The following is a 20035-nucleotide window of genomic DNA, read 5'->3' on the forward strand; positions in this document are numbered from 1 at the left end:
CACACCAGGAGAACGATCATGCGTGTCGTTTACACCGACGCGGCCTGGGCCCTGGACGACACGGGCCGGCCGAACCCGGCCCAGGCCGACATCGAGCGGGACGTGTTCGGGCCCGGCGTCGATCTCAGCCTCGGGCTGTTCACCGATCGCTACCGGACCGAAGGACCCGACTTCCACGACCACGTACGCGAGGCCGACGCCCTGGTGATCTACCGCTGCCGGGTCACCAGGGAACTCCTCGACGCCGTCGGGCCGAAGTGCCGGGTCGTCGCCCGCAGCGGCGTCGGCATCGACAATCTCAACGCGCCGCTGCTCGCCGAGGCCGGCGTCATCGGCTTCAACGTCCCCGACTACTGCGGCGACGAGGTCAGCACCCACACGCTCGCGCTGCTGCTGGCCCTGGAGCGCCGGATCTGCACCCAGGACAGGCTCGTCAGGTCCGGCCGGTGGAACATCCACGCCGGCGGGGTGCCCCGGCGCCTGGCGACGCGGACCGCCGGCATCGTCGGTTTCGGCCGCATCGGCCGGGTGACCGCCAGGAAGCTGCGGGCCTTCTACGACAGGATCGTCGCCTACGACCCGTACGTGTCGGCGGACCTGATGGCCGGTCACGGCGTCGCCGCCGCGGCCGACCTCGCCGAGCTGTTCGGCGCCGCCGACGCGGTGGTGGTCCACGCGGCGCTCACCGGCGAGACCGACCAGCTGATCGGCGCGGACGCGCTCGCGCACCTGCGGCCGGGCGCCTTCCTGGTCAACACGGCCAGGGGCCGCCTGGTCGACGTCTCCGCCGTCCTCGACGCCCTCGAACGGGGCGTACTGGGCGGCTTCGCCTCCGACGTGTTCAGTCCCGAGGACCCGAACGACGACCCGGTGGCCCGCAAACTGCTGGGACGCGACGACGTGGTGGTGTCGGCGCACCGCGCGTTCCTGTCCGTCGAGTCGGAGCGGAGTGCCCGGCGACGGGTGGCCGAAGGGGTCGCGTCCGTGCTGGAAGGCGGCCCCCCACCCTCGGAGGGCCGGGTCGCCTGAACCTCGCGGGGCCGCCCGAACCTCACGGAGACACCCGCCCTCGCGGGAGGAGCCACCCCAGCCACACAGAGACACCCGCCCTCGCGGGAGGAGCCACCCCGACTCCCACGGAGGTTGCCTGAGCTTTATGGAGGCCGGCCGAGTTCCACAGAGGCCGCCCGAGCTTCACAGGGAAGGAAGAGACCATGACCACAACCGGTTCTCAGCAACTGCACTGGCCGGAGGCCGAAGCGGAGGCCAGCCCCGGGGCCAGGCTGCGCGCGCTCCTCACGAGCCCGGAACCAGCCCTGCTGATGGGCGCGCACGACGGCCTGAGCGCGCGCATCGCGGCCGACAGCGGATTCCCCGGGCTGTGGGCCTCGGGCTTCTGCATCTCGACCGCGCTGGGGGTACGAGACAGCGACGAGGCGTCGTGGACCGACCTGCTGGGCATGATCGCCAGGGTGGTGGAGGCGGCCGGGCTTCCGGTGCTGGTCGACGGCGACACGGGCTACGGCAACTTCAACACCGCCAGGCTGTTCACCGCGCAGGCCGAGCGGATCGGCGCCGCGGGGGTGTGCCTGGAGGACAAGATCTTCCCGAAGATGAACTCGTTCGTCGGCGACGCGCACGCCCTGGCGCCGATCGGCGAGTTCTGCGGGAAGATCGCCGCCTGCCGGGAGGTGCTCACCGATCCGGAGTTCGTGGTCGTGGCGCGGGTCGAGGCGTTGATCGCCGGTGCCGGGCTGGCAGAGGCGCTTCGCCGGGCGGAGGCCTATCGGCGGGCCGGTGCCGACGCCATCTTCATCCACTCCCGGCAGTCCACCATTAAGGAGATCGCCGAGTTCGCCGGGGAATGGGACGGACGGCTGCCCCTGGTCATCGCGCCGACCACCTACCACTCGACCCCGCTTGAGGAGTTCGCCGAACTCGGCATCTCCGGGGTGATCTGGGCCAACCAGAGCATGCGCGCGGCCGTGACCGCGATGCGGCAGGCCTGCCGGTCGCTGCTCGCCGAGGGGCCGAAGGCGGTGGAGCCGACGATCGCCACGCTGAACGAGGTGTTCACCCTGATGGGCTACCAGAAGCTCGCCGCGGACGAGGAGCGGTACGCCAGGCTCCACTCGGACTTGGACGACTCGTGATCGACGCGCGCACCCTGCTGGGTGAGCTGACCGTCCGCGGGGTGGCCGACGTCACGGGCGTGCCCTGCTCCTATCTGACCCCGCTGATCAACCGCGTGGCCTCCGACCCGGCGGTGGGGTATGTGCCCGCCACCCACGAGGGAGAGGCCGTGGCCGTGGCCACGGGCTGCTGGCTGGCCGGTGTCACGGCGGGCGTCATCGCCCAGAACTCCGGCCTGGGCAACATGGTGAACCCCCTGACCTCGCTGAACCAGCCGAGCGCCATCCCGATCCCCCTCGTCGTCACCTGGAGGGGGGAGCCGGGCCGGCCCGACGAGCCGCAGCACGGGCTGATGGGCGCCATCACACCGGCCCTGCTTGAGCTCCTCGGGATCGGCCACTCGGTGGTGCCCGCCGACCCGGCCGGCCTCACCCACTGCCTGGACGCGGGCTGGGCGGCGATGAGCCGCGAGCGGCTGCCGTACGCCTTCGTCCTGCGCGAGGGCGTCGTGGCACCCGAGGCCCTCGACGAGAAGGTCCCGCCCGCCCCTCGCGTCCCCGGCATCGTCCGTCACGGCCGGAACGGGCCCGCTCCCAGCCGCGTCGCGGCCCTGGAGCACCTGCTCGGCGTCCTGCCCGACGCGGCGGCCGTGGTGTCCACCACCGGCAAGACCAGCCGCGAGCTCTACACCCTCGCGGACCGGCCGCAGCATTTCTACATGGTCGGCGCGATGGGGTCGGCCGCCGCGGTCGGCCTCGGCGTGGCCAGGCACGCGGCGCGACCGGTGGTGGTGGTCGACGGAGACGGCGCGGCCCTGATGCGGCTGGGTACGCTCGCCACCGTCGGAGCCCACCCCGCGCCCAACCTGACCCACGTCCTGCTGGACAACGGCGTGCACGACTCCACGGGAGGCCAGCGGAGCCTGGCGGCGCAGGTGGACTTCCCCGCGATGGCGGCCGCCTGCGGGTACGCCCAGGTACACGACTGCGACGACCTGGTCGGCTTCGTCGACGCGCTCAAGGCCGCGCAGGCGGAGGACGGGCCGGCGTTCGTCTACCTGAGGATCCGGCCGGGTTCGATGGCCCAACTCGGCCGGCCGCGCGTGCACCCGTCGGACGTGGCGCGGCGGTTCAGGGACTTCGTGACGGGACCGGCCCGGTGAGCGGCCCGGTGAGCGGAGTCGGCGTGATCCACGGCCGCTTCCAGCCGCTGCACCTCGGGCACCTGGAGTATCTGCTCGCCGGGGCGGAGCGCTGCGACGTCCTCGTCGTCGGCATCACCAACCCCGACCCCGAGCTCACGGCATACGAGGCCAGCGACCCCGGGCGCGGCACCGCCGAGGCCAACCCGTGCACGTACTACGAGAGATATCTGATGGTCGAGGGGGCGCTGGTGGAGGCCGGGGTGACCAGGGAGCGGATCCGCGTCGTGCCGTTCCCGCACGGTTTTCCCGAGCGGCTGCGCTACTACGCGCCGACCGAGGCCACCTACTACCTGACCGTCTACGACGAGTGGGGCGACACCAAGGTGGCCAGGTTCGCCGAGCTCGGGCTGCGGACCGAGATCATGTGGCGCCGTACGGACAAACCGATCAGCGGGCACAGGGTGAGGGACGCGATCGCCGCCGGTGACGACTGGCAGTCGCTCGTCCCGCCCGCCGTCGCATCCGTGATCGTAGAGAGGGCAATAGATGAGCGCATCCGGCAAGCTGTATCTGATCGCGCTGTGCGGCGGAGGTGACCGGCCGACCGAGACGCTGGGCGGGCGCACACCGTTCGAGGCGGCGTTCACACCGCACCTGGACCGGCTGGCCGCGGACGGCCGCAACGGCCTGCTGGAGATCATCGGCGAGGACATCCCTCCCGAGTCCGACTCGGGGGCGATGGCCCTGCTCGGCTACGACCCCGCCGTGTACTACACCGGCCGCGGCCCGCTCGAAGGCTACGGCAACCGCTACTGGGATCCCGAAGGATACTCGGTGGCCTTCCGGATCAACTTCGCGAGCCTGAACCAGGCGACGGGGCGCCTGGACCGGCGTACGTCCCGCGACCTGACCGACGAGGAGATGCAGCGGCTCGTCACCGAGATCGTCGAGAGGGTGCGGCTGGACCACGACATCGACGTGCGGCTCACCGGCTGGGGACGGCACCGCGGCATCCTGGCCTTCACCAGCAGGACCCGGCCGCTGTCCGGGGAGGTGAGCAACACCGACCCCGGGTTCGTGAAGAAGGGGCCCTTCGGCATGCCGGTCCGCGAGCACTCCAACCGGCCGCTCAGCGCCGAGGCGATGGTCGACGACGGCGCCGCCAGACTGGTCGCCTCCCTGGTCAACACCTTCGTCGAGCAGAGCGCCAAGGTGCTGGAGGCCAGCGAGATCAACGCGCGGCGGATCGCGGAGGGCCGCAAGCCCGCCAACATCCTGCTGGTCCGCGACGGCGGGCACCTCCTGCCGAACCTCCCGCCCGCCACGGCCCGCATCTCCATGTACGGCCAGGTACCGGCCGAACGCGGCCTCGCCCGGCTGATCGGGGCGGAGTTCACCACGGCCAAGGTCGCCCCCGGCCAGGCGGAGTCGGACTTCTACACGCGGCTGCTGCCCCTGCTCCTCGCCGATCCGGCCGACGTCGTGTTCGCGCACATCAAGGGCCCCGACGAACCCGGCCACGACAACCAGCCCGAGGAGAAGGTCCGCGCGATCGCCGACATCGACGCCCACCTGGTCGGGCCGCTGCGCGCGGCCCTCGGCCCGGCGGACGTCCTCGTCGTCACCTGCGACCACGCCACCCCCTGTGCGGCCGGCATCCACACCGCCGACCACGTGCCGCTGGCGGTGGTGGGCCCCGGCGTCGCCCCCGACGCGGTCACCGAGTTCGGCGAGGCCGCGGCGTCGCGCGGCGACCTGCCGGTGCGGCGTGCCAGCGAGCTCATGCCGTGGCTGGCACGGGTCCGGGGGCGCGGATGACCCGGACGACGCCGATAACCGGGGTGCTGCTGCGGGGGATCCTCGACTCGCGGGCCCGTCCCACCGTCGAGGCCGATCTGTCGCTCGGCGAGGTCCGCGGCCGGGGCTCCTGCCCGGTGGCCATCGCGCCCGGCCGCCTGGAGCGGCGTCGCGGCCTGCGCACCGGCGGGCTGGGCCGCCTGCGGGACGGCCCGGCGGGACGGCTGCTCGACCACGCCCTGACCGGTTACACCCCCGACGGCCAGGCCGGGCTGGACGGCCGCCTCCGCGAGCTGGACGACCGGCACGAGCTGGGCGCCGACGTCACACTCGCGGTGTCGCTGGCGTACGCCCGCGCCTCGGCCGCCGTCTCGGGAACGTCGCTGCGCGGGTGGCTGACGGAGCTCGCCGGGTCGGTGCCCGGCCTGCCTCGGCTCCTGGTCAACGCGTTCTCCGGCGGGATACACCGAACCGGCGCCCCCGACTCCTTCCAGCAGGTCATGGCCATCCCGCACGCCGGTTCCCTCATCGACGACGTGCACGCCGCGCTGGAGATCTACGGGGCCGTGGAACGCGGGATCGCCGACGGCGGCGGTACGCCGGCGATCTCCGCGTCGAGCGGTTTCCTGCCGGGCGACCGCGACGTCTCCTGGCAGCTCGCCACGCTCCGGCGGGCGTGCCCGGTGGAGGCCAAGGCCACGCTCGGCGTGGACGTGGCCGCCGAGCACCTGCTGGCCGCGCCGGGCCGCTACCGCTTCCAGGGACGCGAACACGAGTCCGCCGATTTCGGGGCGCTGCTGCTGGATCTGGCCCGTACCCACGGCGTCGAGTACGTCGAGGACCCCTTCGACCCCGCCGACACCGGCGCGTGGCACGCCTTCCTGCCTGCGGCCCGCGAGGCCGGGGTGACCGTCGTCGGCGACGACCTGTTCGCCTCCGACGCCGCGCGGGTCCGCCCTGGACTGGCCGACGCCGTCCTGCTCAAGCCCAGCCAGGCGGGCACGGTCACCGCCACGCTGGACGCCGCGCGGGCCGCCCGCGACGCGGGGCTGCTCCTGGTGGTGTCACACCGTTCGGGAGAGACGGAGGACACCGCCATGTGCGACCTCGCGGTGGCGGTCGGCGCCGAATGGATCAAGGCCGGCGGCCCCAGGAGGGGGGACCGGATCGCCAAGTACAACCAGCTCATCCGCCTCACCGAGAGCCTTTCCTAACCGATTTCCCCCGTTTCACCCGTTGAGTTCGTCAACCGAGTTCGCTGACCGAGTTCGTTAATCGAGTTCGTTAACCGAGGAGGAACGCATGTCGCGTGCCAAGCAGTTCAAGGACCTGATGCTCGCCCCCGAACTCCTGGTGGTGCCCAGCGCGTACGACGCGCTGAGCGCGAAGGTGATCGAGCAGGCCGGTTTCTCCGCCATCCACATGACCGGCTCGGGCACGTCGGCCTCCATGCTCGGCCTGCCCGACCTGGGTTTCGCCACCATCACCGAGATGGCGTGGAACGCCAAGAACATCTCCATGGCCGTGGACCTCCCGGTGATCATGGACCTCGACGCCGGGTACGGCAACGCGATGAACACCTGGCGAAGCGTCCGGGAGTTCGAGAGGGCCGGCATCGTCGGCGGTCACCTGGAGGACCAGGTCGTGCCCAAGCGCTGCGGGCACCTGGAGGGCAAGCGGCTGATCTCCACCCGGGAGATGGTCGGCAAGATCGAGGCCGCGGTGGAGGCGCGCACCGATCCCGACTGGATAGTGATCGCGCGGACCGACGCCCGCGAGAAGCTCGGCCTGGACGAGGCCATCAGCCGCTCCAAGGAGTACGTCGCGGCCGGCGCCGACTGCATCTTCCTGGAGGCCATGCTCAGCGTCGACGAGATGAAGCGCGTACGCGACGAGATCGACGCGCCGCTGCTGGCCAACATGGTCGAGGGCGGCAAGACTCCCTGGCTCACCACCAAGGAGCTGGAGGAGCTCGGCTACAACCTGGCCATCTACCCCCTCTCCGGGTGGTATGCCGCCACCACGATCCTGCGCAAGGTGTTCGCCGCGCTCCGCGACGAGGGCACCACCCAGAGGTTCTGGGAGCGGAACGACCTGCGGATCACCTTCGACGAGCTCTTCGAGGTGTTCGACTACTCGCGCATCTCCGAGCTGGAGGCCCGCTTCGTGGTCAAGGACGAGGACCATGTTTCGTGACGGCGCGCTGCGCGCCGGCGGCGACCTGCTGACGGTGCGCAGCCCCTGGAACGGGGAGGTCGTCGGCTCCGTACCGGCGGACACCCCCGCCGAGGTGGCGGAGGCCGTGCGCGGCCTCCGCGCGGCCTGGCGGCCTCCGCGGCCGCAGCGGCGGGCGGAGGTCCTGCGCCGGAGCGCCGCGCTGCTGAGGGAACGCGCCGCCGACCTGGCCGTGCTGATCTCGCGGGAGTCCGGCGTGTGCGTCACGGAGACCCGCAAGGAGACCGAGAGGGCCGCCGCCAACCTCACCGTCGCGGCCGAGGAGGCGGAACGGCTGCACGGGGAGGGCATCCCCATCCCGGGGCACGACCGGCTGGCGGTCACCGTCCTCGAACCCGCGGGCCTCGTGGCGGCGCTCACCCCGTTCAACCGGCCGCTCAACCAGGTCGTCGTCAAGATCGCGCCTGCCGTGGCGGCGGGCTGCGCGATCGTCGTCAAACCCTCGGAGAAGACACCCCTGACCGCTCTGGCCTTCGCCGAGTTGCTGATCGAGGCCGGTCTGCCCCCCGAGCACCTGGTGGTCACCACGGGCATGCCCGGGACGATCGGCCCGGTGCTCGCGGGGCACCCCGAGATCGACATGGTCACCTTCACCGGCTCGGTGGCCACCGGCCGGGCGGTGGCGCTGGCGGGCGCGGGCAAGAAACTCCTCCTGGAGCTGGGCGGGAACGACCCGCTCATCGTGCTGCCCGACGCCGACCTGAGGCTCGCGGTCCGGCTCGCGGGGGAAGGCGCCTTCGCCACGGCGGGACAGTCCTGCCGGGGGATCAAACGGGTGATCGCGGTGGGCGAGACCGCCGACACCGTGGCGGCCGGGCTGGTCGAGGCCGCCCGGCGAAAACGGGCCGGAGACCCGCTCGACCCGGCGACCGACCTGGGCCCGCTCATCAGCGAGGACTCGGCCGCCGAGGTGGAGCGGCGGATCACGGACGCGGTCGCCGCCGGTGCGAAGCTGCTGTGCGGCGGGGAGCGGCGTGGCGCCCTGCTCACCCCCGCGGTGCTGGACCACGTGCCTCCCGACGCCGAACTCGTGGCCGAGGAGACGTTCGGCCCGGTCGCACCGATAATCCGCGTGGACAGCGTGGAAGAGGCGATCTCGGTGTCCAACGGCACGCGGTACGGCCTGCAGGCCGGCGTGGTCACCTCCGACACGGCGGCGTTCTCGCGGCTCGCGTCGGAACTGCGGGTCGGCGCGGTCAACCTCAACGCCGGTCCCCAGTTCGACTCGCCGCACATCCCGTTCGGCGGAGTGAAGGCCAGCGGGCTGGGCCGCGAGGGCATCCGCTACGCGATCAGGGAGATGAGCGTGACGAAGACCGTCACCTTCCCCTATCCGTAGGTCTCCGCCGGCGGGTCCCCGTCTACGGGCAGGGATTCACGGCGAGCACCCGCAGTGCCGAAATCCCCGGCGAGCGACCTCGTGCCGACCGTGGCGCGAGGTCCTCGCCGAGATCCACAACGCTCGCGCCCCTCCGTACGGTGGCTGGCCGATCTCCGGCGGTGCCCTCAGGACCGGGAGGGATCCGGTCCGCCACGGCCCGGCGTCGGAACCTCAACGGCCCCGCGTACTCCGGAAGTAGGCGTTCGCCGTGGGGCCGAACATCAGCGCCGTGGCGGCCAGAAGGTAGGGACCGCCCTACCTTCCCGACCAGGCCGCCGACAATAGAGGGACAAACCTCAATCTTTGTCGGCGGCTGGTTCCGAGTTCCCGGAGCTCCACTCCGCCCTGATCTCCCGCCAGGAACGGCCCTCGCCCTGCCTCATCTGCCGAAGGCCATCGGCCAACTGGTCGTTCTCCAGAAGCTCCCGGTCCTGCAAGCGGTGCCAGATCGCCTCGGCAGGATCGCGGGTACGGCCAACCCGGCGCAGGTCCTGGACGAGTCTCGCCACGGCGTGGAATCGTTCGGCCTCAAACATCAACCGTGTCCTCCCGCTGACATGCGTGAGCAGCCCTTCTTCGACCCACACGCGAACCGTTTTCTCATCCGCTCAGCGGTCGCCAGTATCTCCATGGGCGGGGACCCCTCTCACCACGGATCGCGGCCAGCCGGGCGGTCGCCTCACCGCGTATCGCGGCGTTTTCCATGCCGATCTGGGCGGCCATGGTGACCAGCGGCCTACGGTCGGTTGTCGCAGAGGGATCAGGGGGTCAGGCCGACCGATCGCCGGCCGCCGTCAGCGCGCGAAGTTCTTGGGTGACGGGCAGGGCATGAGCCTTCTCAGGGGTGACTTCCAGAATGATGCGAGCCGCCGCTCTCACTCGCGCATCCCGCCGTGCGATCGGAAGCGTTTCCACGATCCGCAACGCCTGCCGCGTTCCCTGTTCCGGGTCCGTGCGAGTGTGCAGTGCCGCGTTGTGCAGGGCTATCGTGGCGGTTCCATGATGCCCCGACGAATAGAACTCTTTGGCGGCATCTTGCGCCTCAGTAGCTCGCCGGGCATCGTCGGCGAGTGTGTAGATCAGACTCCGATCGAAGTACATCCAGTGAGGATCCAGGCCGACGGGGCTGGATGGAAGTTGGTCGAACACGTCCTCGGCGCGACGGAGCGCGGTGGTTGCTTCGACGTAGCGCCTCAACATCGCGAGGGTCTGCGCCTCAGCACTGAGAGCAATCACGAGTGGCGCGCTGGGCCGGTCTCCGGCGAGACGACGAGCCCGCTGAGCCACAAGAAGCACATCGCTGAGATCTTCATTCAGGTCAGTCCTTCGATAGGCGGCTTCCCTGCCTGTTAGCCAGGCTGCCAGCAAGGTGTCTCCGGAGCGCTCGCTCAAGCTCCGGGTCTTCCCCCACCAGCGTCGCGCCTCGCGACGATTGCCCAGGTCGAACCACTTCCCGGCAATCAGGGACGCGTGCCGTGCGGCGGCGTGGGCGAGGTCGCGCTGTACCGGCTCGGGCTGATCCTGGCTCAGGTGAGGGGCCATGTCGGCGAAGTCGGCGGCCAGTCCGGCGAGGACGACGGCGGGCGAATCGACATACGCCCGCCGGGCATGGGTGTCTGCGGCGTCCTCCCAGTCGTCGATCATCTCCTGTGACACGCTCGCACCGGAGATCCGAGGCTCGGACGCCTGCCAGGCGTCCGTCAGCGTGGCCAGCACGGGCGCCACCGCGCCGCCGACAGCGACGGCGGCGGCGTCCCGCATCAGTCGTCTACGCTCCATATCCCCACCCTCGTCACGCGTTGAGGCTTTTGCTTCGACTGCTTCGACGGTACTCCTCCGCAGCCGATCGGTGTCGGCCATGGCCATACGAAGCGCCTGTTTCACGAGTTCGCCCCCCGCGCCGAGTTCGGCGTCGAGGATCGTGATCGCCTCGAAAGACGGGCGGTTCTTCCCCTGCTCCCACCTGGCGATGAGCGAGTAGTCCCACCGGATCCGCTCGGCGAGGCCACGCAGGCTCAGCTCGCGTTGCTCTCGCCAGGTCCGCAGGGCACGGCCGAACTCCTGCCAGCCCGCCGAGGTCTTCGATGTCGATTGTCCGGTCACGTCCGCCCTCGCGATCCGTTGTGCGCGTTGCGCCACCTGTGACGCAACCCTGTGCGTCTTTTCCCATGCGCTGAGTCACTTCAACTATGGCACCGGTAAGCGTCATACGAAGCGAAACTCCGCAGGCGTACAGGTCATGCGGGGTTCCCTGATCGCGAAGAGGTGCGATCCATGGACAACCGCAAACCCGTCCCGCCCTGCGTCGACGAGACCACCGTCCAGACTCAGGACGAAGCCCTGGCGGTCGTGCAGCGTCTTCTCACCGAGCGGGGCATTCGTGCCCACCGCCATCACACGATCAGCCTTGGGCTCTTTGCCGCCCCTGAGGTTCCCTTGCCCGACCGTCCTCCGCTTCGGTCGTGGATGAATCGCTACCCGCCCGAACTGGCCGTGATCGGCTCTCAAGGGCGGGATGCCACCGTGACCATTGGGGCGTGTTCCGACTGCTATCTGGTGGCTGTGCGCGGCAGCGACACGGAGACGGTCCGGTGTGAGGAGCCGGAGAGAGTCCTGGACCTCATCCTCGCGATGAGACAGATGGGGCGTACGCGATGACCGCGTCCGCGATGTACGGGTCGGCGGCGGTGGATGCGGCGGAGAGGCTCCGGGAGGCCCTGGCGGGTCACGAGATCGTCGCCGATGTTCACGGCGGCTACGGGCTGGCGCTGGTGTCGGTCGGGGTGGGCCTGGTGGTGTGGTCCAACGGGGAGCGGTTCTGGTGGCACATCGGATGGAACGCCGAACGTCGGCGCGCTGTCTACGCCTCGCAGGAGGCGACCGAACCCGGCCGGGCCGCCCGGCGGATCGCGTTCCACCACGCCCGCCTGTGTGCGGCGGCTCCGCCTGCGCGGGGCACCGGGAGCCCACCGTGACCTTGGCGGAACTGACGAGGCTCTACGGACGCACCTGGGCGATCGCGGAGGGGATCGGGGGCGGCTGGTACGCCGTGCGGCGTGCGGACATGTCGGCGTACGGGCTTGAGCACGGCCTGTCCAACATCCGCTGCGGGGCGACCCTGCCCGAACTGGCCCGTCGCCTGGACACGGAGACACGGCTGGAGAACCAGCCCTGGCGACACGTGCCGCTGAGGGCAGCTCGGCACAACACGTAAGCGGGCGCGGTGTCGCAGGCCCTGAGAGGGGTGGTGCCTTCGCAGCCAGCCCCGGTTCCGAGCCAGGCGTCAGATCAAGCCTGATGCCTGGCTCCCCTGCCGGGGTGCGTTCAAGGGATCAGGCCCTCGGCGGTGAGGTCGGTCCAGAGGGCTTCGGGGACGGGCTTGGCGGTGAGTTCGGCGTTGCGGGTGACCTCGGCGGCGGAGCGGGCGCCGATGACGACGCTGGCGACGGCCGGGTGGCGCAGCGGGAAGGCCAGGGCCGCCTGGGGGAGGGTGACGTCGTGGCGTTCGCAGACGGCGGCGATGCGGCGGGCGCGCTCCAGGAGCGGGCCGGGGGCGGGTGCGTAGTCGTAGGTGCCCGACGGGTCGTGGGTGGCCAGCAGGCCGCTGTTGAACACCCCGGCGGCGAACACCGAGACGCCGCGCTCGGCGCACAGGGGCAGCAGCTCGTCCTCTCCCGACTGGTCGAGGAGGGTGTAGCGCCCGGCGAGCATGACCAGGTCGACACCGGTCTCGCGGACGAATCCGGCGAGCATCCCCGCCTGGTTCATGCCGACCCCGACGGCCTTGACGACGCCCTGGTCACGCAGTTCGGCCAGGGCCGGGAACGCCTCGGAGACGGCCTGCTCCCAGTGGTCGTCCGGGTCGTGGATCAGGACGACGTCGACCGTGTCGAGGCCGAGCCGCTCCAGGCTCTCCTCCAGCGACCGCAGGACCCCATCGCGGGAGAAGTCCCACACCCGGCGCAGCTCTGCGGAAACGTCGAAGCCCTGGTCGTCCCGGCCGAAGGGTCCCTCGCCGACGGCGGGCACGATCAGGCGGCCGACCTTGGTGGACAGGGTGTAGGAGTCACGGGGCCGCTCCGCCAGGGCGGCGCCGAGCCGCCGTTCCGACAGGCCGAGCCCGTAGTGGGGCGCGGTGTCGAACAGGCGGACCCCCGCCTCGTAGGCCGCGTCCACCGCCGCACGCGCCGCGTCCTCGCCGACCTCCGAGAACAGGTTCCCGATCGGGGCCGCGCCGAAGCCGTACCTGCTGACCTGCACCGCTCGCTCCGTTCTGTACGGCTTCATGGTTCTCGTATGGCGGGGCGCCCTGCCGGACCGGCGCCCCGCATCGCCTCACACCCGGACGAGACTCTCACGCCCGGACGACGCGCCGCCGCGTGGCAGTCGCCGCGCGGCAGAGGGACGTCCCCGCGCCGCCGCACGGGTGTGCCGTGCCGCTTCACGGGGACATGTCCTCGCGCCACTTCGCGTTCCTCGTACGGCCTGAGCCTCCGCACGATTTCACGGTCTTGTCCGGACTTCACGCCACTCTCAAAGCGTCAATCTTGGGCCTTACCGCCCGCCAGGCGGCTGATCATCAGGGCGACCAGGATGATCGAACCGTAGACGAGCTGCTTCCACTCGCCGGGGACGCCCTTCAGGGTCAGGATGTTCTCGACGAGGCCGATCACCAGGACACCGGTGAGCGCGCCGAGGATCGTTCCCTTGCCGCCGTCCATGCTGACGCCGCCGATGACGGCCGCCGCGAAGGCCATGAAGATCCAGCCGACGCCCTGGTTGGCGCTGATGCCGCCCAGGCGGCCGGTCTCCAGCACTCCGGCGAGCGCGGCGAGGATCCCGCCGATGACGAAGACGACCCAGACGACCCGCTCGACCCTGATGCCGGCCGCGCGGGCGGCGTCGGCGTTGCCGCCGATGGCGTAGAGCGAGCGGCCGCCCCGGAAGTAGCCGAGGGCGACGATGGCCACCGTGAAGAGGACGCCGGTGATCCAGATGGCCGCCGGCAGGCCCAGCCAGTTGGCGCTGCCGAGGTAGAGGAACGACTCGGGCAGCTCGAACAGGCTCTTGCCCTGGGTGAGACCCAGCTGGAGGCCGTGCACGACGATCATCATGGCCAGCGTGACGATGAAGGCCGACAGCTGGAACCGCAGGATCAGGAAGCCGTTGAAGGCGCCGACCAGGCCGCCGACGAGCAGGCACAGCGGGATCGCCAGGATGCCGGGCAGCTCCAGGCCGAACCCTCCGGCCGCCACCGGGATGACCAGCATCACGCCGACGGCGGGCGCCATGCCGACCGTGGACTCCAGCGACAGGTCGAACTTGCCCGCGATCAGGATGAGCGCCTCGGCGAGAACCACCAGTGCCAGGGCCGACTGCTGCTGCAGCACGTTGGTCAGGTTGCCCGGGGTGAGGAAGACCGGGTCCACGAAGGAACCGGCGATCAGCAGTACGACGATCACCGGGACCAGGGTGAGGTCGCGGAACCGCCCGAGCTGGATGCGACGGCCCTGCGGGGCCGCCAGCACGGGCGGAGGGGTCTTTGTCGTGGTCATGAGTGGTCGATACCTTCCATCGCCGCCACCAGCTCGTTGTCGGTCCAGCCGCGCGGCACGTCCTTGACGATCCTGCCGTGGAACATGACGAGGACGCGATCGCAGATTCGCAGGTCGTCGAGTTCGTCGGAGACCAGTACGGCCCCCGCTCCGCGATCGGCCGCGTCCTCCACGGCGCCGAGCAGGGAGTGCTTGGCCTTGACGTCCACCCCGGCGGTCGGGTTGATGACCACGAGCGCGTTCGGGTCGTCGGCAAGCGCCCTGGCCAGCACCACCTTCTGGGCGTTGCCGCCGGACAGGTCGGCCACCGGCTGGTCGGGGCCCGTCGTCTTGATATCCAGCAGGTCGATCATCCGGGCACCGCGCTCGCGGCGGCGGGCCGGGGAGACCACGCCGTAGCGGCCGAGCTTGTGGGCGATCGGGATGGTCGCGTTCTCGGCGATCGACAGCAGCGGCACGAAACCCTGGTGGTGCCTGTCCTGGGGGACGAACCCGAGCCCGGCGCGGAGCGCGGAGGGCACGTCGCCCTGCCTGATGTCGGTGCCGTTGACGGTCACCGTCCCGGTGTCGGCCCGGTGCAGGCCGACCAGGGTCTCGGCGAGACCGACCTTGCCGCTGCTGCCGGAGCCGGCGAGACCGACGATCTCGCCGGCCCTGACGGACAGGTCCACGTCCTCGTAGCGCCCGGCGAGGGTGAGCGCCTTCGCGGACAGCACCACGGGGGCCTCGGGGGCGGCCGTCCGGGTGCGGTACTCGTAGGCGGCGGTGGCCTCGCCGGTCATCGCGTCCACAAGCTGGTCGTGGGGTAGTTCGCCGACCGTGGCGGTGACGATGTGCCGGGCGTCGCGGAAGACCGAGACGCTCTGGCAGATCTCGTACACCTCCTCCAGATGGTGGGAGATGAACATCATCGTGACGCCCTGCTCCCGCAGGGAGCGCATCCGGTCGAAGAGCCGCTGGATGGCCGGACCGTCGAGCTGCGCGGTGGGCTCGTCCAGGATGATGAACCGGGCGCCGAACGACAGCGCCCTGGCGATCTCCAGCAGCTGGCGCTGCTCGACCCCCAGATCCCCGGCCATGGTCTCCGCGTCGACGTCCACGCCGTACTGCTCCAGCAACTGGCGGGCCCGCGTGCGCAGGCTCCGCCAGCTGATCTTGCCCCGCTCTGTCTGCCGGTTCAGGAAGAGGTTCTCCGCGACGGACAGACTGGGGATGATCGTCGACTTCTGGTAGACGCACGCGACCCTCTGCCGCCAGGCGTCCCGGTCGGCCAACGACGGCGCGGGCTGCCCGGCGAAGCGGACCTCACCCTCGTCGGGGCGCTGGAGCCCGGTCAGGATCGACACCAGCGTGGACTTGCCCGCGCCGTTCCTGCCGACGAGCGCGTGCGTCTCCCCCTCGGTGATGGCGATCCCGGCACCGTTGAGCGCGGTGGTCGGGCCGAAGCGCTTGGTGATCCCAAGCGCCTCGACTGCCTTGACGGAAGATGTCATCACTTGACCTGGTTACCCCAGAGAGCCTGGTCGTCCACGTTCTCCTTGGTGACCAGGGGAGCGGGGAGCTGGTCCTCAAGGCCGTTCGGCAGCTGGATGATCGTGCTGTCGTGGTCGGTCGGGCCAGGCTGGAAGGTCTTGCCCTCGGACGCGGCCTTGGCGTAGAAGAGCGCGTACTTGGCGTAGAGGTCGGCCGGCTGGGAGACCGTGGCGTCGATCTCACCCTTGCGGATGGCGTCGAACTCCTGCGGGATGCCGTCGTTGGAGACCACGAAGACGTGCTTGGGGTCCTCCGGCGGCACGATCAGGCCCTTGGCCTTGAGCACCTGGAGGGTGGGGGCCAGGTGGACGCCTCCGGCGTGCATGTAGACGCCCTTGATGTCCGGGTGCTGCTCGAGACGGGTCTGGAGCATGGAGGCGGCCTTGGTGCCCTCCCACTCGGTCGGCTCCTCGAAGACCGTGATGCCGGGGAACTTGTCCTTCATGCAGCCGCGGAACGCCTCGGCCCGGTCACGGCCGTTGATCGACGACAGCGCGCCCATGAGCTGGACGACCTTGCCCTTGCCGCCGAGCTTCTCGCCGAGGAACTCGCACGCCTTCGTGCCGTACGCCTTGTTGTCGGCCCGCACGACCATGTAGACCTTGCCCTTGTCGGGGCGGGTGTCCACGGTGACGACGGGGATGTTCTTGCCCTCCAGCGTCTGCAGCGTGGAGGCGATGGCGCCGGTGTCCTGCGGGGCCATGACGATCACCTTGGCGCCCTGGCCGGTCAGGGCCTGGGTGTTGGCGACCAGCTTGGCCACGTCGTTCTGCGAGTTGGTCGGGGGCATCAGGTCGACGCCCAGCTCGGTCGCCATCTGGGGGACGTACTTGTTGTACGAGTTCCAGAAGTCGGAGTCGGTGCGGGGGAAGTCGATGCCGACCTTGCCGCCCGCGGGGGCGGCGGGGGCGGCGGACGCGTCACCGGTGGGCTGGGCCGCGGTCGTGGGCTCCGACGATCCACAGGCGGAGAGGGTGAAGGAGATCGCGAGCAGGGCCGCACCTGTCGCCGCGGGTCCGATTTTCATACCGTTGCCTCGATTCAAAGCTATATATGGGGGGTGAATTATCTTTAGACCTATATACCTATGCGTGGATGCCGGTCATGACTTCGGCCGGAGCCTGAGCCCCTGCATCCCGCCGTCCACGGCCAGGGCCGTGCCGGTGGTGGCCGCCGCGAGCGGGCTCGCGAGGTAGGCGATCGCCGCGGCGACCTCCGGGGCGCTTACCAGACGGCCCGTCGGCTGGCGGGCCTCCAGGGCCGCCCGCTCGGCCGCCGGGTCCTGCGCCGCGTTGAGCAGACGCTGCACCCAGGGGGTGTCGGCGGTGCCCGGGTTGACGCAGTTGACCCGGATTCCCTCACGGACGTGGTCGGCCGCCATCGCCAGGGTCAGCGACTGGATGGCCCCCTTGGACGCGCTGTAGAGCGCCCGCTGGGGCAGTCCCGCCGTCGCCGCGATCGAGCAGGTGTTGACGATCGCGGCGTGCGCCGAGCGGCGCAGGTGCGGCAGGCTCGCCCGGGTGACCCGGACGATGCCCAGGACGTTGACGTCCAGGACCCTGGACCACTCCTCGTAGGGGTTGTCCTCGATCGTCCCGGCGGCGCCGATCCCGGCGTTGTTGACCAGGATGTCCAAGCCGCCGAGCTGCTCGACGGCCTGGGCGACGGCCGCGCGGACCGCCTCCTCGTCGGTGACGTCCGCCTTGACCTCGACGAACGGGCCACCGGAGGCGTTGATGTCGAGGGAGGCCACCTTCGCGCCCCGCTCGGCCAGCAGGGTGGCGGTGGCCAGGCCGATGCCGGACCCGCCACCGGTGACCAGGGCGCGCAGGCCGTCGAACTCACCCATTGAGGGACCTCCATACCGGGCCGTCGGGGTAGGTGTAGTCGATGATCGAGGCGGCGTGCATGGCCGCTCCGAAGCCGGGCCGGCTCGGCGCGACGTAGGCGCCCTTCTCGATCACCACGGGATCGACGAAGTGCTCGTGGAGGTGGTCGACGTACTCGATCACCTTGCCCTCCAGCGAGCCGCTGACCGCGACGTAGTCGAACATCGACAGGTGCTGCACCAGCTCGCACAGGCCGACCCCGCCCGCGTGCGGGCAGACCGGGACGCCGAACTTGGCGGCGAGCAGCAGGATCGCGACGTTCTCGTTCACACCCGCGACGCGGGCCGCGTCGATCTGCAGGTAGGAGATCGCGTCGGCCTGCAGGAGCTGCTTGAAGACCATGCGGTTCTGGACGTGCTCGCCGGTGGCCACCGGGATGGGCGCGATGCCCCGGGCGATGGCGGCGTGGCCGAGCACGTCGTCGGGGCTGGTCGGCTCCTCCACCCAGTGCGGGCGGAACTCCGCGAGGGCGTTCACCCAGGCGATGGCGGTGTCGACGTCCCAGCGCTGGTTGGCGTCGATCGCGATGGGGAAGTCCTCGCCGCAGGTCTCGCGGGCGATGCGCATCCGCCGCCGGTCGTCCTCCAGGTCGGCGCCGACCTTCAGCTTGATCTGGGTGAAGCCCTCGTCCATCGCCTCCTTGCACAGGCGGCGCAGCTTGTCGTCGCCGTAGCCGAGCCATCCCGGTGAGGTCGTGTAGGCCGGGTAGCCGTGCTCCCGCAGGTAGGCCACGCGCTCGCGCCTGCCGGGCTCGGCGGCGCGCAGGATCTCCAGCGCCTCCTGCGGGGTGAGCGCGTCGGTGAGATAGCGGAAGTCGACCAGCCCGACGAGCTCCTCGGGGGACATCTCGGCCAGCAGCAGCCAGAGCGGCTTGCCCGCCCGCTTGGCCTTGAGGTCCCAGAGCGCGTTGACCACGGCGGAGATCGCCATGTGCATGACGCCCTTCTCCGGGCCGAGCCAGCGCAGCTGGGAGTCGTGAACCATGTCCTTCCAGAGGGTGCCCATGTCCTCGGCGTCCCTGCCGAGCACGTACGGCTCCAGGGCCCTGATCGCGGCGGTCTGCACCTCGTTGCCGCGCCCGATGGTGAAGGCGAAGCCGTGGCCCTCGAACCCGTCGTCGGTTCGCAGGACCAGGTAGGCGGCCGAGTAGTCGGGGTCGGGGTTCATCGCGTCGGAGCCGTCGAGCTCCAGCGAGGTGGGGAAGCGGATGTCGTGGGTCTCCATCGAGGTGATGCGGTACGCGCCCACCCCCGCCAGGACTCCCTCGGCCGCCTCCACCGCGCCACCCGTCTCGCTCCCGGCCGTTTCCACGGTCGCGTCCTCGCGGGTGTCGATTCTGTCGCTCATGCCTGCCCCACGGTCTGTCGCTGGCTCCCGAGGCCGTCGATCTCCAGCTCCACGATCTGCCCGGCGCGCAGGTAGGGCGTGTCGGGCAGACCGAGCGCGACGCCCGCGGGAGTGCCGGTGTTGATCAGGTCACCGGGTTCGAGGACCATGAACCGGCTGAGGTAGCGGACGACCTCCGCCACGGTGAAGATCATGTTCTTGGTGTCGCCGTTCTGGAACTGCGCGCCGTCCACCCACAGGCGCAGGCCCAGGGACTGCGGGTCGGGGATCTCGTCGGGGGTGACCAGCCAGGGGCCGAGCGGGTTGAAGGTCTCGCAGGACTTGCCCTTGTCCCACTGGCCGCCGCGCTCCAGCTGGAACTCGCGCTCGGAGACGTCGTTGGAGATGGCGTAGCCCGCGATCTTGGACAGTGCCTCCTCGTGCGTCTCGACGTAGCGGGCCGTCTCGCCGATGACGACGGCCAGCTCGACCTCCCAGTCGGTCTTCACGCTCTCCCTGGGGATGAGCACCTCGTCGTTGGGCCCGACGACCGTGTTGGGAGCCTTCATGAAGATGATCGGCTCGGCCGGGATGGCGGCGTTCGTCTCCTCCGCGTGGTCGCGGTAGTTGAGGCCGACGCACACGATCTTCCCCGGCCGCGCGATCGGGGCGCCGATCCGCAGCCCCTCGGCGTCCAGCACGGGAAGGTCGTCCCGCTCCAGCGCCTCTCGGACACGAGCCACTCCCCCGGAAGCGAAGAAAGCCCCGTCGATCTCGGCTTCCGAGATTTCGCGGAGGTTACCGGCCCCGTCCAGGACGGCCGGTCGCTCCTGGCCGACGGGTCCCACTCGCAGCAGCTTCACACCGCACCCTTCGTTGATACATCGGATGTCTTGTCTCGTGATGCTGAACGACGCCGAACCTCGGTGTCAACCCCTCACGGGCCGATACATCCGATCCGTTATCGAGGAGAAACCGCAGCTTGCAGGGGTTATACCGGATCGTCCGCGAACCCTGGCCTCCGGTCATCGGATTTCCTCGC

At 70.5% G+C, this 20035-nt stretch carries 20 protein-coding genes; 11 read left to right on the plus strand and 9 right to left on the minus strand.

What is annotated here, in order from left to right; translation table 11 throughout:
* Positions 1–18: 18 nt before the first annotated feature.
* The 8 genes from OG587_RS46340 (at position 19) to OG587_RS46375 (ending at position 8648) form a co-directional block, all read left to right on the plus strand.
* Entirely contained in the window at positions 19–1029 is a 1011-nt protein-coding gene (locus tag OG587_RS46340; protein ID WP_329085457.1) for a C-terminal binding protein, read from the plus strand.
* 185 nt (positions 1030–1214) lie between these two features.
* Complete coding sequence (gene aepX / locus OG587_RS46345; protein ID WP_329085458.1) at positions 1215–2153, plus strand: phosphoenolpyruvate mutase; 939 nt, start codon at positions 1215–1217, stop codon at positions 2151–2153.
* Positions 2150–3295, plus strand: coding sequence for a phosphonopyruvate decarboxylase (gene aepY / locus OG587_RS46350; RefSeq protein ID WP_329085459.1), 1146 nt, complete (start codon positions 2150–2152; stop codon positions 3293–3295). The genes aepX and aepY overlap by 4 nt, the downstream gene beginning before the upstream one ends.
* Before the next feature lie 8 nt (positions 3296–3303).
* Positions 3304–3873 carry an adenylyltransferase/cytidyltransferase family protein gene (locus tag OG587_RS46355; protein ID WP_329085460.1) on the plus strand — a complete coding sequence of 190 codons (570 nt, stop codon included), beginning with the start codon at positions 3304–3306 and terminating at the stop codon, positions 3871–3873.
* Complete coding sequence (locus OG587_RS46360; RefSeq protein WP_329085461.1) at positions 3824–5095, plus strand: CMP-5'-phosphonoformate--3-phosphoglycerate phosphonoformyl transferase; 1272 nt, start codon at positions 3824–3826, stop codon at positions 5093–5095. The genes OG587_RS46355 and OG587_RS46360 overlap by 50 nt, the downstream gene beginning before the upstream one ends.
* Positions 5092–6288 carry a hypothetical protein gene (locus OG587_RS46365; protein ID WP_329085463.1) on the plus strand — a complete coding sequence of 399 codons (1197 nt, stop codon included), beginning with the start codon at positions 5092–5094 and terminating at the stop codon, positions 6286–6288. The genes OG587_RS46360 and OG587_RS46365 overlap by 4 nt, the downstream gene beginning before the upstream one ends.
* A gap of 88 nt (positions 6289–6376) precedes the next feature.
* Complete coding sequence (gene bcpA, locus OG587_RS46370) at positions 6377–7270, plus strand: carboxyvinyl-carboxyphosphonate phosphorylmutase (protein WP_329085465.1); 894 nt, start codon at positions 6377–6379, stop codon at positions 7268–7270.
* Positions 7260–8648, plus strand: coding sequence for an aldehyde dehydrogenase family protein (locus OG587_RS46375; RefSeq protein ID WP_329085467.1), 1389 nt, complete (start codon positions 7260–7262; stop codon positions 8646–8648). The genes bcpA and OG587_RS46375 overlap by 11 nt, the downstream gene beginning before the upstream one ends.
* Before the next feature lie 338 nt (positions 8649–8986).
* On the opposite strand, the gene OG587_RS46380 is transcribed toward OG587_RS46375, so the two are convergent.
* Both OG587_RS46380 and OG587_RS46385 read right to left on the minus strand, forming a co-directional pair.
* On the minus strand, positions 8987–9226 hold the full coding sequence (locus OG587_RS46380) for a hypothetical protein (RefSeq protein WP_329085469.1): 240 nt from the start codon (positions 9224–9226) through the stop codon (positions 8987–8989).
* Between the two features lie 232 nt (positions 9227–9458).
* On the minus strand, positions 9459–10829 hold the full coding sequence (locus tag OG587_RS46385) for a helix-turn-helix domain-containing protein (RefSeq protein ID WP_329085471.1): 1371 nt from the start codon (positions 10827–10829) through the stop codon (positions 9459–9461).
* A gap of 135 nt (positions 10830–10964) precedes the next feature.
* Here OG587_RS46385 and OG587_RS46390 point away from each other — a divergent pair, with 135 nt between their 5' ends.
* From OG587_RS46390 to OG587_RS46400, 3 genes are read left to right on the plus strand one after another with little or no spacing between them, the layout of a single operon-like run.
* Entirely contained in the window at positions 10965–11348 is a 384-nt protein-coding gene (locus OG587_RS46390) for a hypothetical protein (protein ID WP_329085472.1), read from the plus strand.
* Positions 11345–11665: a hypothetical protein gene (locus OG587_RS46395; protein WP_329085473.1), complete on the plus strand. Its 321-nt coding sequence runs from the start codon at positions 11345–11347 to the stop codon at positions 11663–11665. The genes OG587_RS46390 and OG587_RS46395 overlap by 4 nt, the downstream gene beginning before the upstream one ends.
* The gene (locus tag OG587_RS46400) at positions 11662–11904 is read left to right on the plus strand and encodes a hypothetical protein (protein WP_329085475.1); all 243 of its coding nucleotides are present in this window, start codon (positions 11662–11664) and stop codon (positions 11902–11904) included. The genes OG587_RS46395 and OG587_RS46400 overlap by 4 nt, the downstream gene beginning before the upstream one ends.
* A gap of 110 nt (positions 11905–12014) precedes the next feature.
* Here OG587_RS46400 and OG587_RS46405 read toward each other — a convergent pair whose 3' ends face one another.
* The 7 genes from OG587_RS46405 to OG587_RS46435 form a co-directional block, all read right to left on the minus strand.
* Positions 12015–12977 carry an aldo/keto reductase gene (locus tag OG587_RS46405; RefSeq protein ID WP_329085477.1) on the minus strand — a complete coding sequence of 321 codons (963 nt, stop codon included), beginning with the start codon at positions 12975–12977 and terminating at the stop codon, positions 12015–12017.
* A gap of 254 nt (positions 12978–13231) precedes the next feature.
* On the minus strand, positions 13232–14245 hold the full coding sequence (locus OG587_RS46410; RefSeq protein ID WP_329085479.1) for an ABC transporter permease: 1014 nt from the start codon (positions 14243–14245) through the stop codon (positions 13232–13234).
* Positions 14242–15738 carry a sugar ABC transporter ATP-binding protein gene (locus OG587_RS46415; RefSeq protein ID WP_329085480.1) on the minus strand — a complete coding sequence of 499 codons (1497 nt, stop codon included), beginning with the start codon at positions 15736–15738 and terminating at the stop codon, positions 14242–14244. Before OG587_RS46415 ends, OG587_RS46410 begins: the two co-directional genes overlap by 4 nt.
* Positions 15738–16805: a sugar ABC transporter substrate-binding protein gene (locus OG587_RS46420; protein ID WP_329085481.1), complete on the minus strand. Its 1068-nt coding sequence runs from the start codon at positions 16803–16805 to the stop codon at positions 15738–15740. The genes OG587_RS46415 and OG587_RS46420 overlap by 1 nt, the downstream gene beginning before the upstream one ends.
* A 75-nt stretch (positions 16806–16880) precedes the next feature.
* Complete coding sequence (locus tag OG587_RS46425) at positions 16881–17627, minus strand: SDR family NAD(P)-dependent oxidoreductase (protein ID WP_329085483.1); 747 nt, start codon at positions 17625–17627, stop codon at positions 16881–16883.
* Positions 17620–19014 carry an L-fuconate dehydratase gene (locus OG587_RS46430; protein WP_329085485.1) on the minus strand — a complete coding sequence of 465 codons (1395 nt, stop codon included), beginning with the start codon at positions 19012–19014 and terminating at the stop codon, positions 17620–17622. The genes OG587_RS46425 and OG587_RS46430 overlap by 8 nt, the downstream gene beginning before the upstream one ends.
* Positions 19011–19856, minus strand: coding sequence for a fumarylacetoacetate hydrolase family protein (locus OG587_RS46435; RefSeq protein ID WP_329085486.1), 846 nt, complete (start codon positions 19854–19856; stop codon positions 19011–19013). Before OG587_RS46435 ends, OG587_RS46430 begins: the two co-directional genes overlap by 4 nt.
* Positions 19857–20035 lie beyond the last annotated feature (179 nt).

Origin of the sequence: Streptosporangium sp. NBC_01469, from assembly GCF_036227305.1 — a bacterium.
Classification (GTDB): Bacteria; Actinomycetota; Actinomycetes; order Streptosporangiales; family Streptosporangiaceae; genus Streptosporangium.

Coding starts and splice junctions, on each gene's coding strand:
- OG587_RS46340 (WP_329085457.1), top strand. CDS start 19: ATGCGTGTCGTTTACACCGACGCGGCCTGGGCCCTGGACGACACGGGC.
- aepX (WP_329085458.1), top strand. CDS start 1,215: ATGACCACAACCGGTTCTCAGCAACTGCACTGGCCGGAGGCCGAAGCG.
- OG587_RS46360 (WP_329085461.1), top strand. CDS start 3,824: ATGAGCGCATCCGGCAAGCTGTATCTGATCGCGCTGTGCGGCGGAGGT.
- OG587_RS46365 (WP_329085463.1), top strand. CDS start 5,092: ATGACCCGGACGACGCCGATAACCGGGGTGCTGCTGCGGGGGATCCTC.
- bcpA (WP_329085465.1), top strand. CDS start 6,377: ATGTCGCGTGCCAAGCAGTTCAAGGACCTGATGCTCGCCCCCGAACTC.
- OG587_RS46375 (WP_329085467.1), top strand. CDS start 7,260: ATGTTTCGTGACGGCGCGCTGCGCGCCGGCGGCGACCTGCTGACGGTG.
- OG587_RS46380 (WP_329085469.1), bottom strand. CDS start 9,226: ATGTTTGAGGCCGAACGATTCCACGCCGTGGCGAGACTCGTCCAGGAC.
- OG587_RS46390 (WP_329085472.1), top strand. CDS start 10,965: ATGGACAACCGCAAACCCGTCCCGCCCTGCGTCGACGAGACCACCGTC.
- OG587_RS46395 (WP_329085473.1), top strand. CDS start 11,345: ATGACCGCGTCCGCGATGTACGGGTCGGCGGCGGTGGATGCGGCGGAG.
- OG587_RS46405 (WP_329085477.1), bottom strand. CDS start 12,977: ATGAAGCCGTACAGAACGGAGCGAGCGGTGCAGGTCAGCAGGTACGGC.
- OG587_RS46410 (WP_329085479.1), bottom strand. CDS start 14,245: ATGACCACGACAAAGACCCCTCCGCCCGTGCTGGCGGCCCCGCAGGGC.
- OG587_RS46415 (WP_329085480.1), bottom strand. CDS start 15,738: ATGACATCTTCCGTCAAGGCAGTCGAGGCGCTTGGGATCACCAAGCGC.
- OG587_RS46420 (WP_329085481.1), bottom strand. CDS start 16,805: ATGAAAATCGGACCCGCGGCGACAGGTGCGGCCCTGCTCGCGATCTCC.
- OG587_RS46425 (WP_329085483.1), bottom strand. CDS start 17,627: ATGGGTGAGTTCGACGGCCTGCGCGCCCTGGTCACCGGTGGCGGGTCC.
- OG587_RS46430 (WP_329085485.1), bottom strand. CDS start 19,014: ATGAGCGACAGAATCGACACCCGCGAGGACGCGACCGTGGAAACGGCC.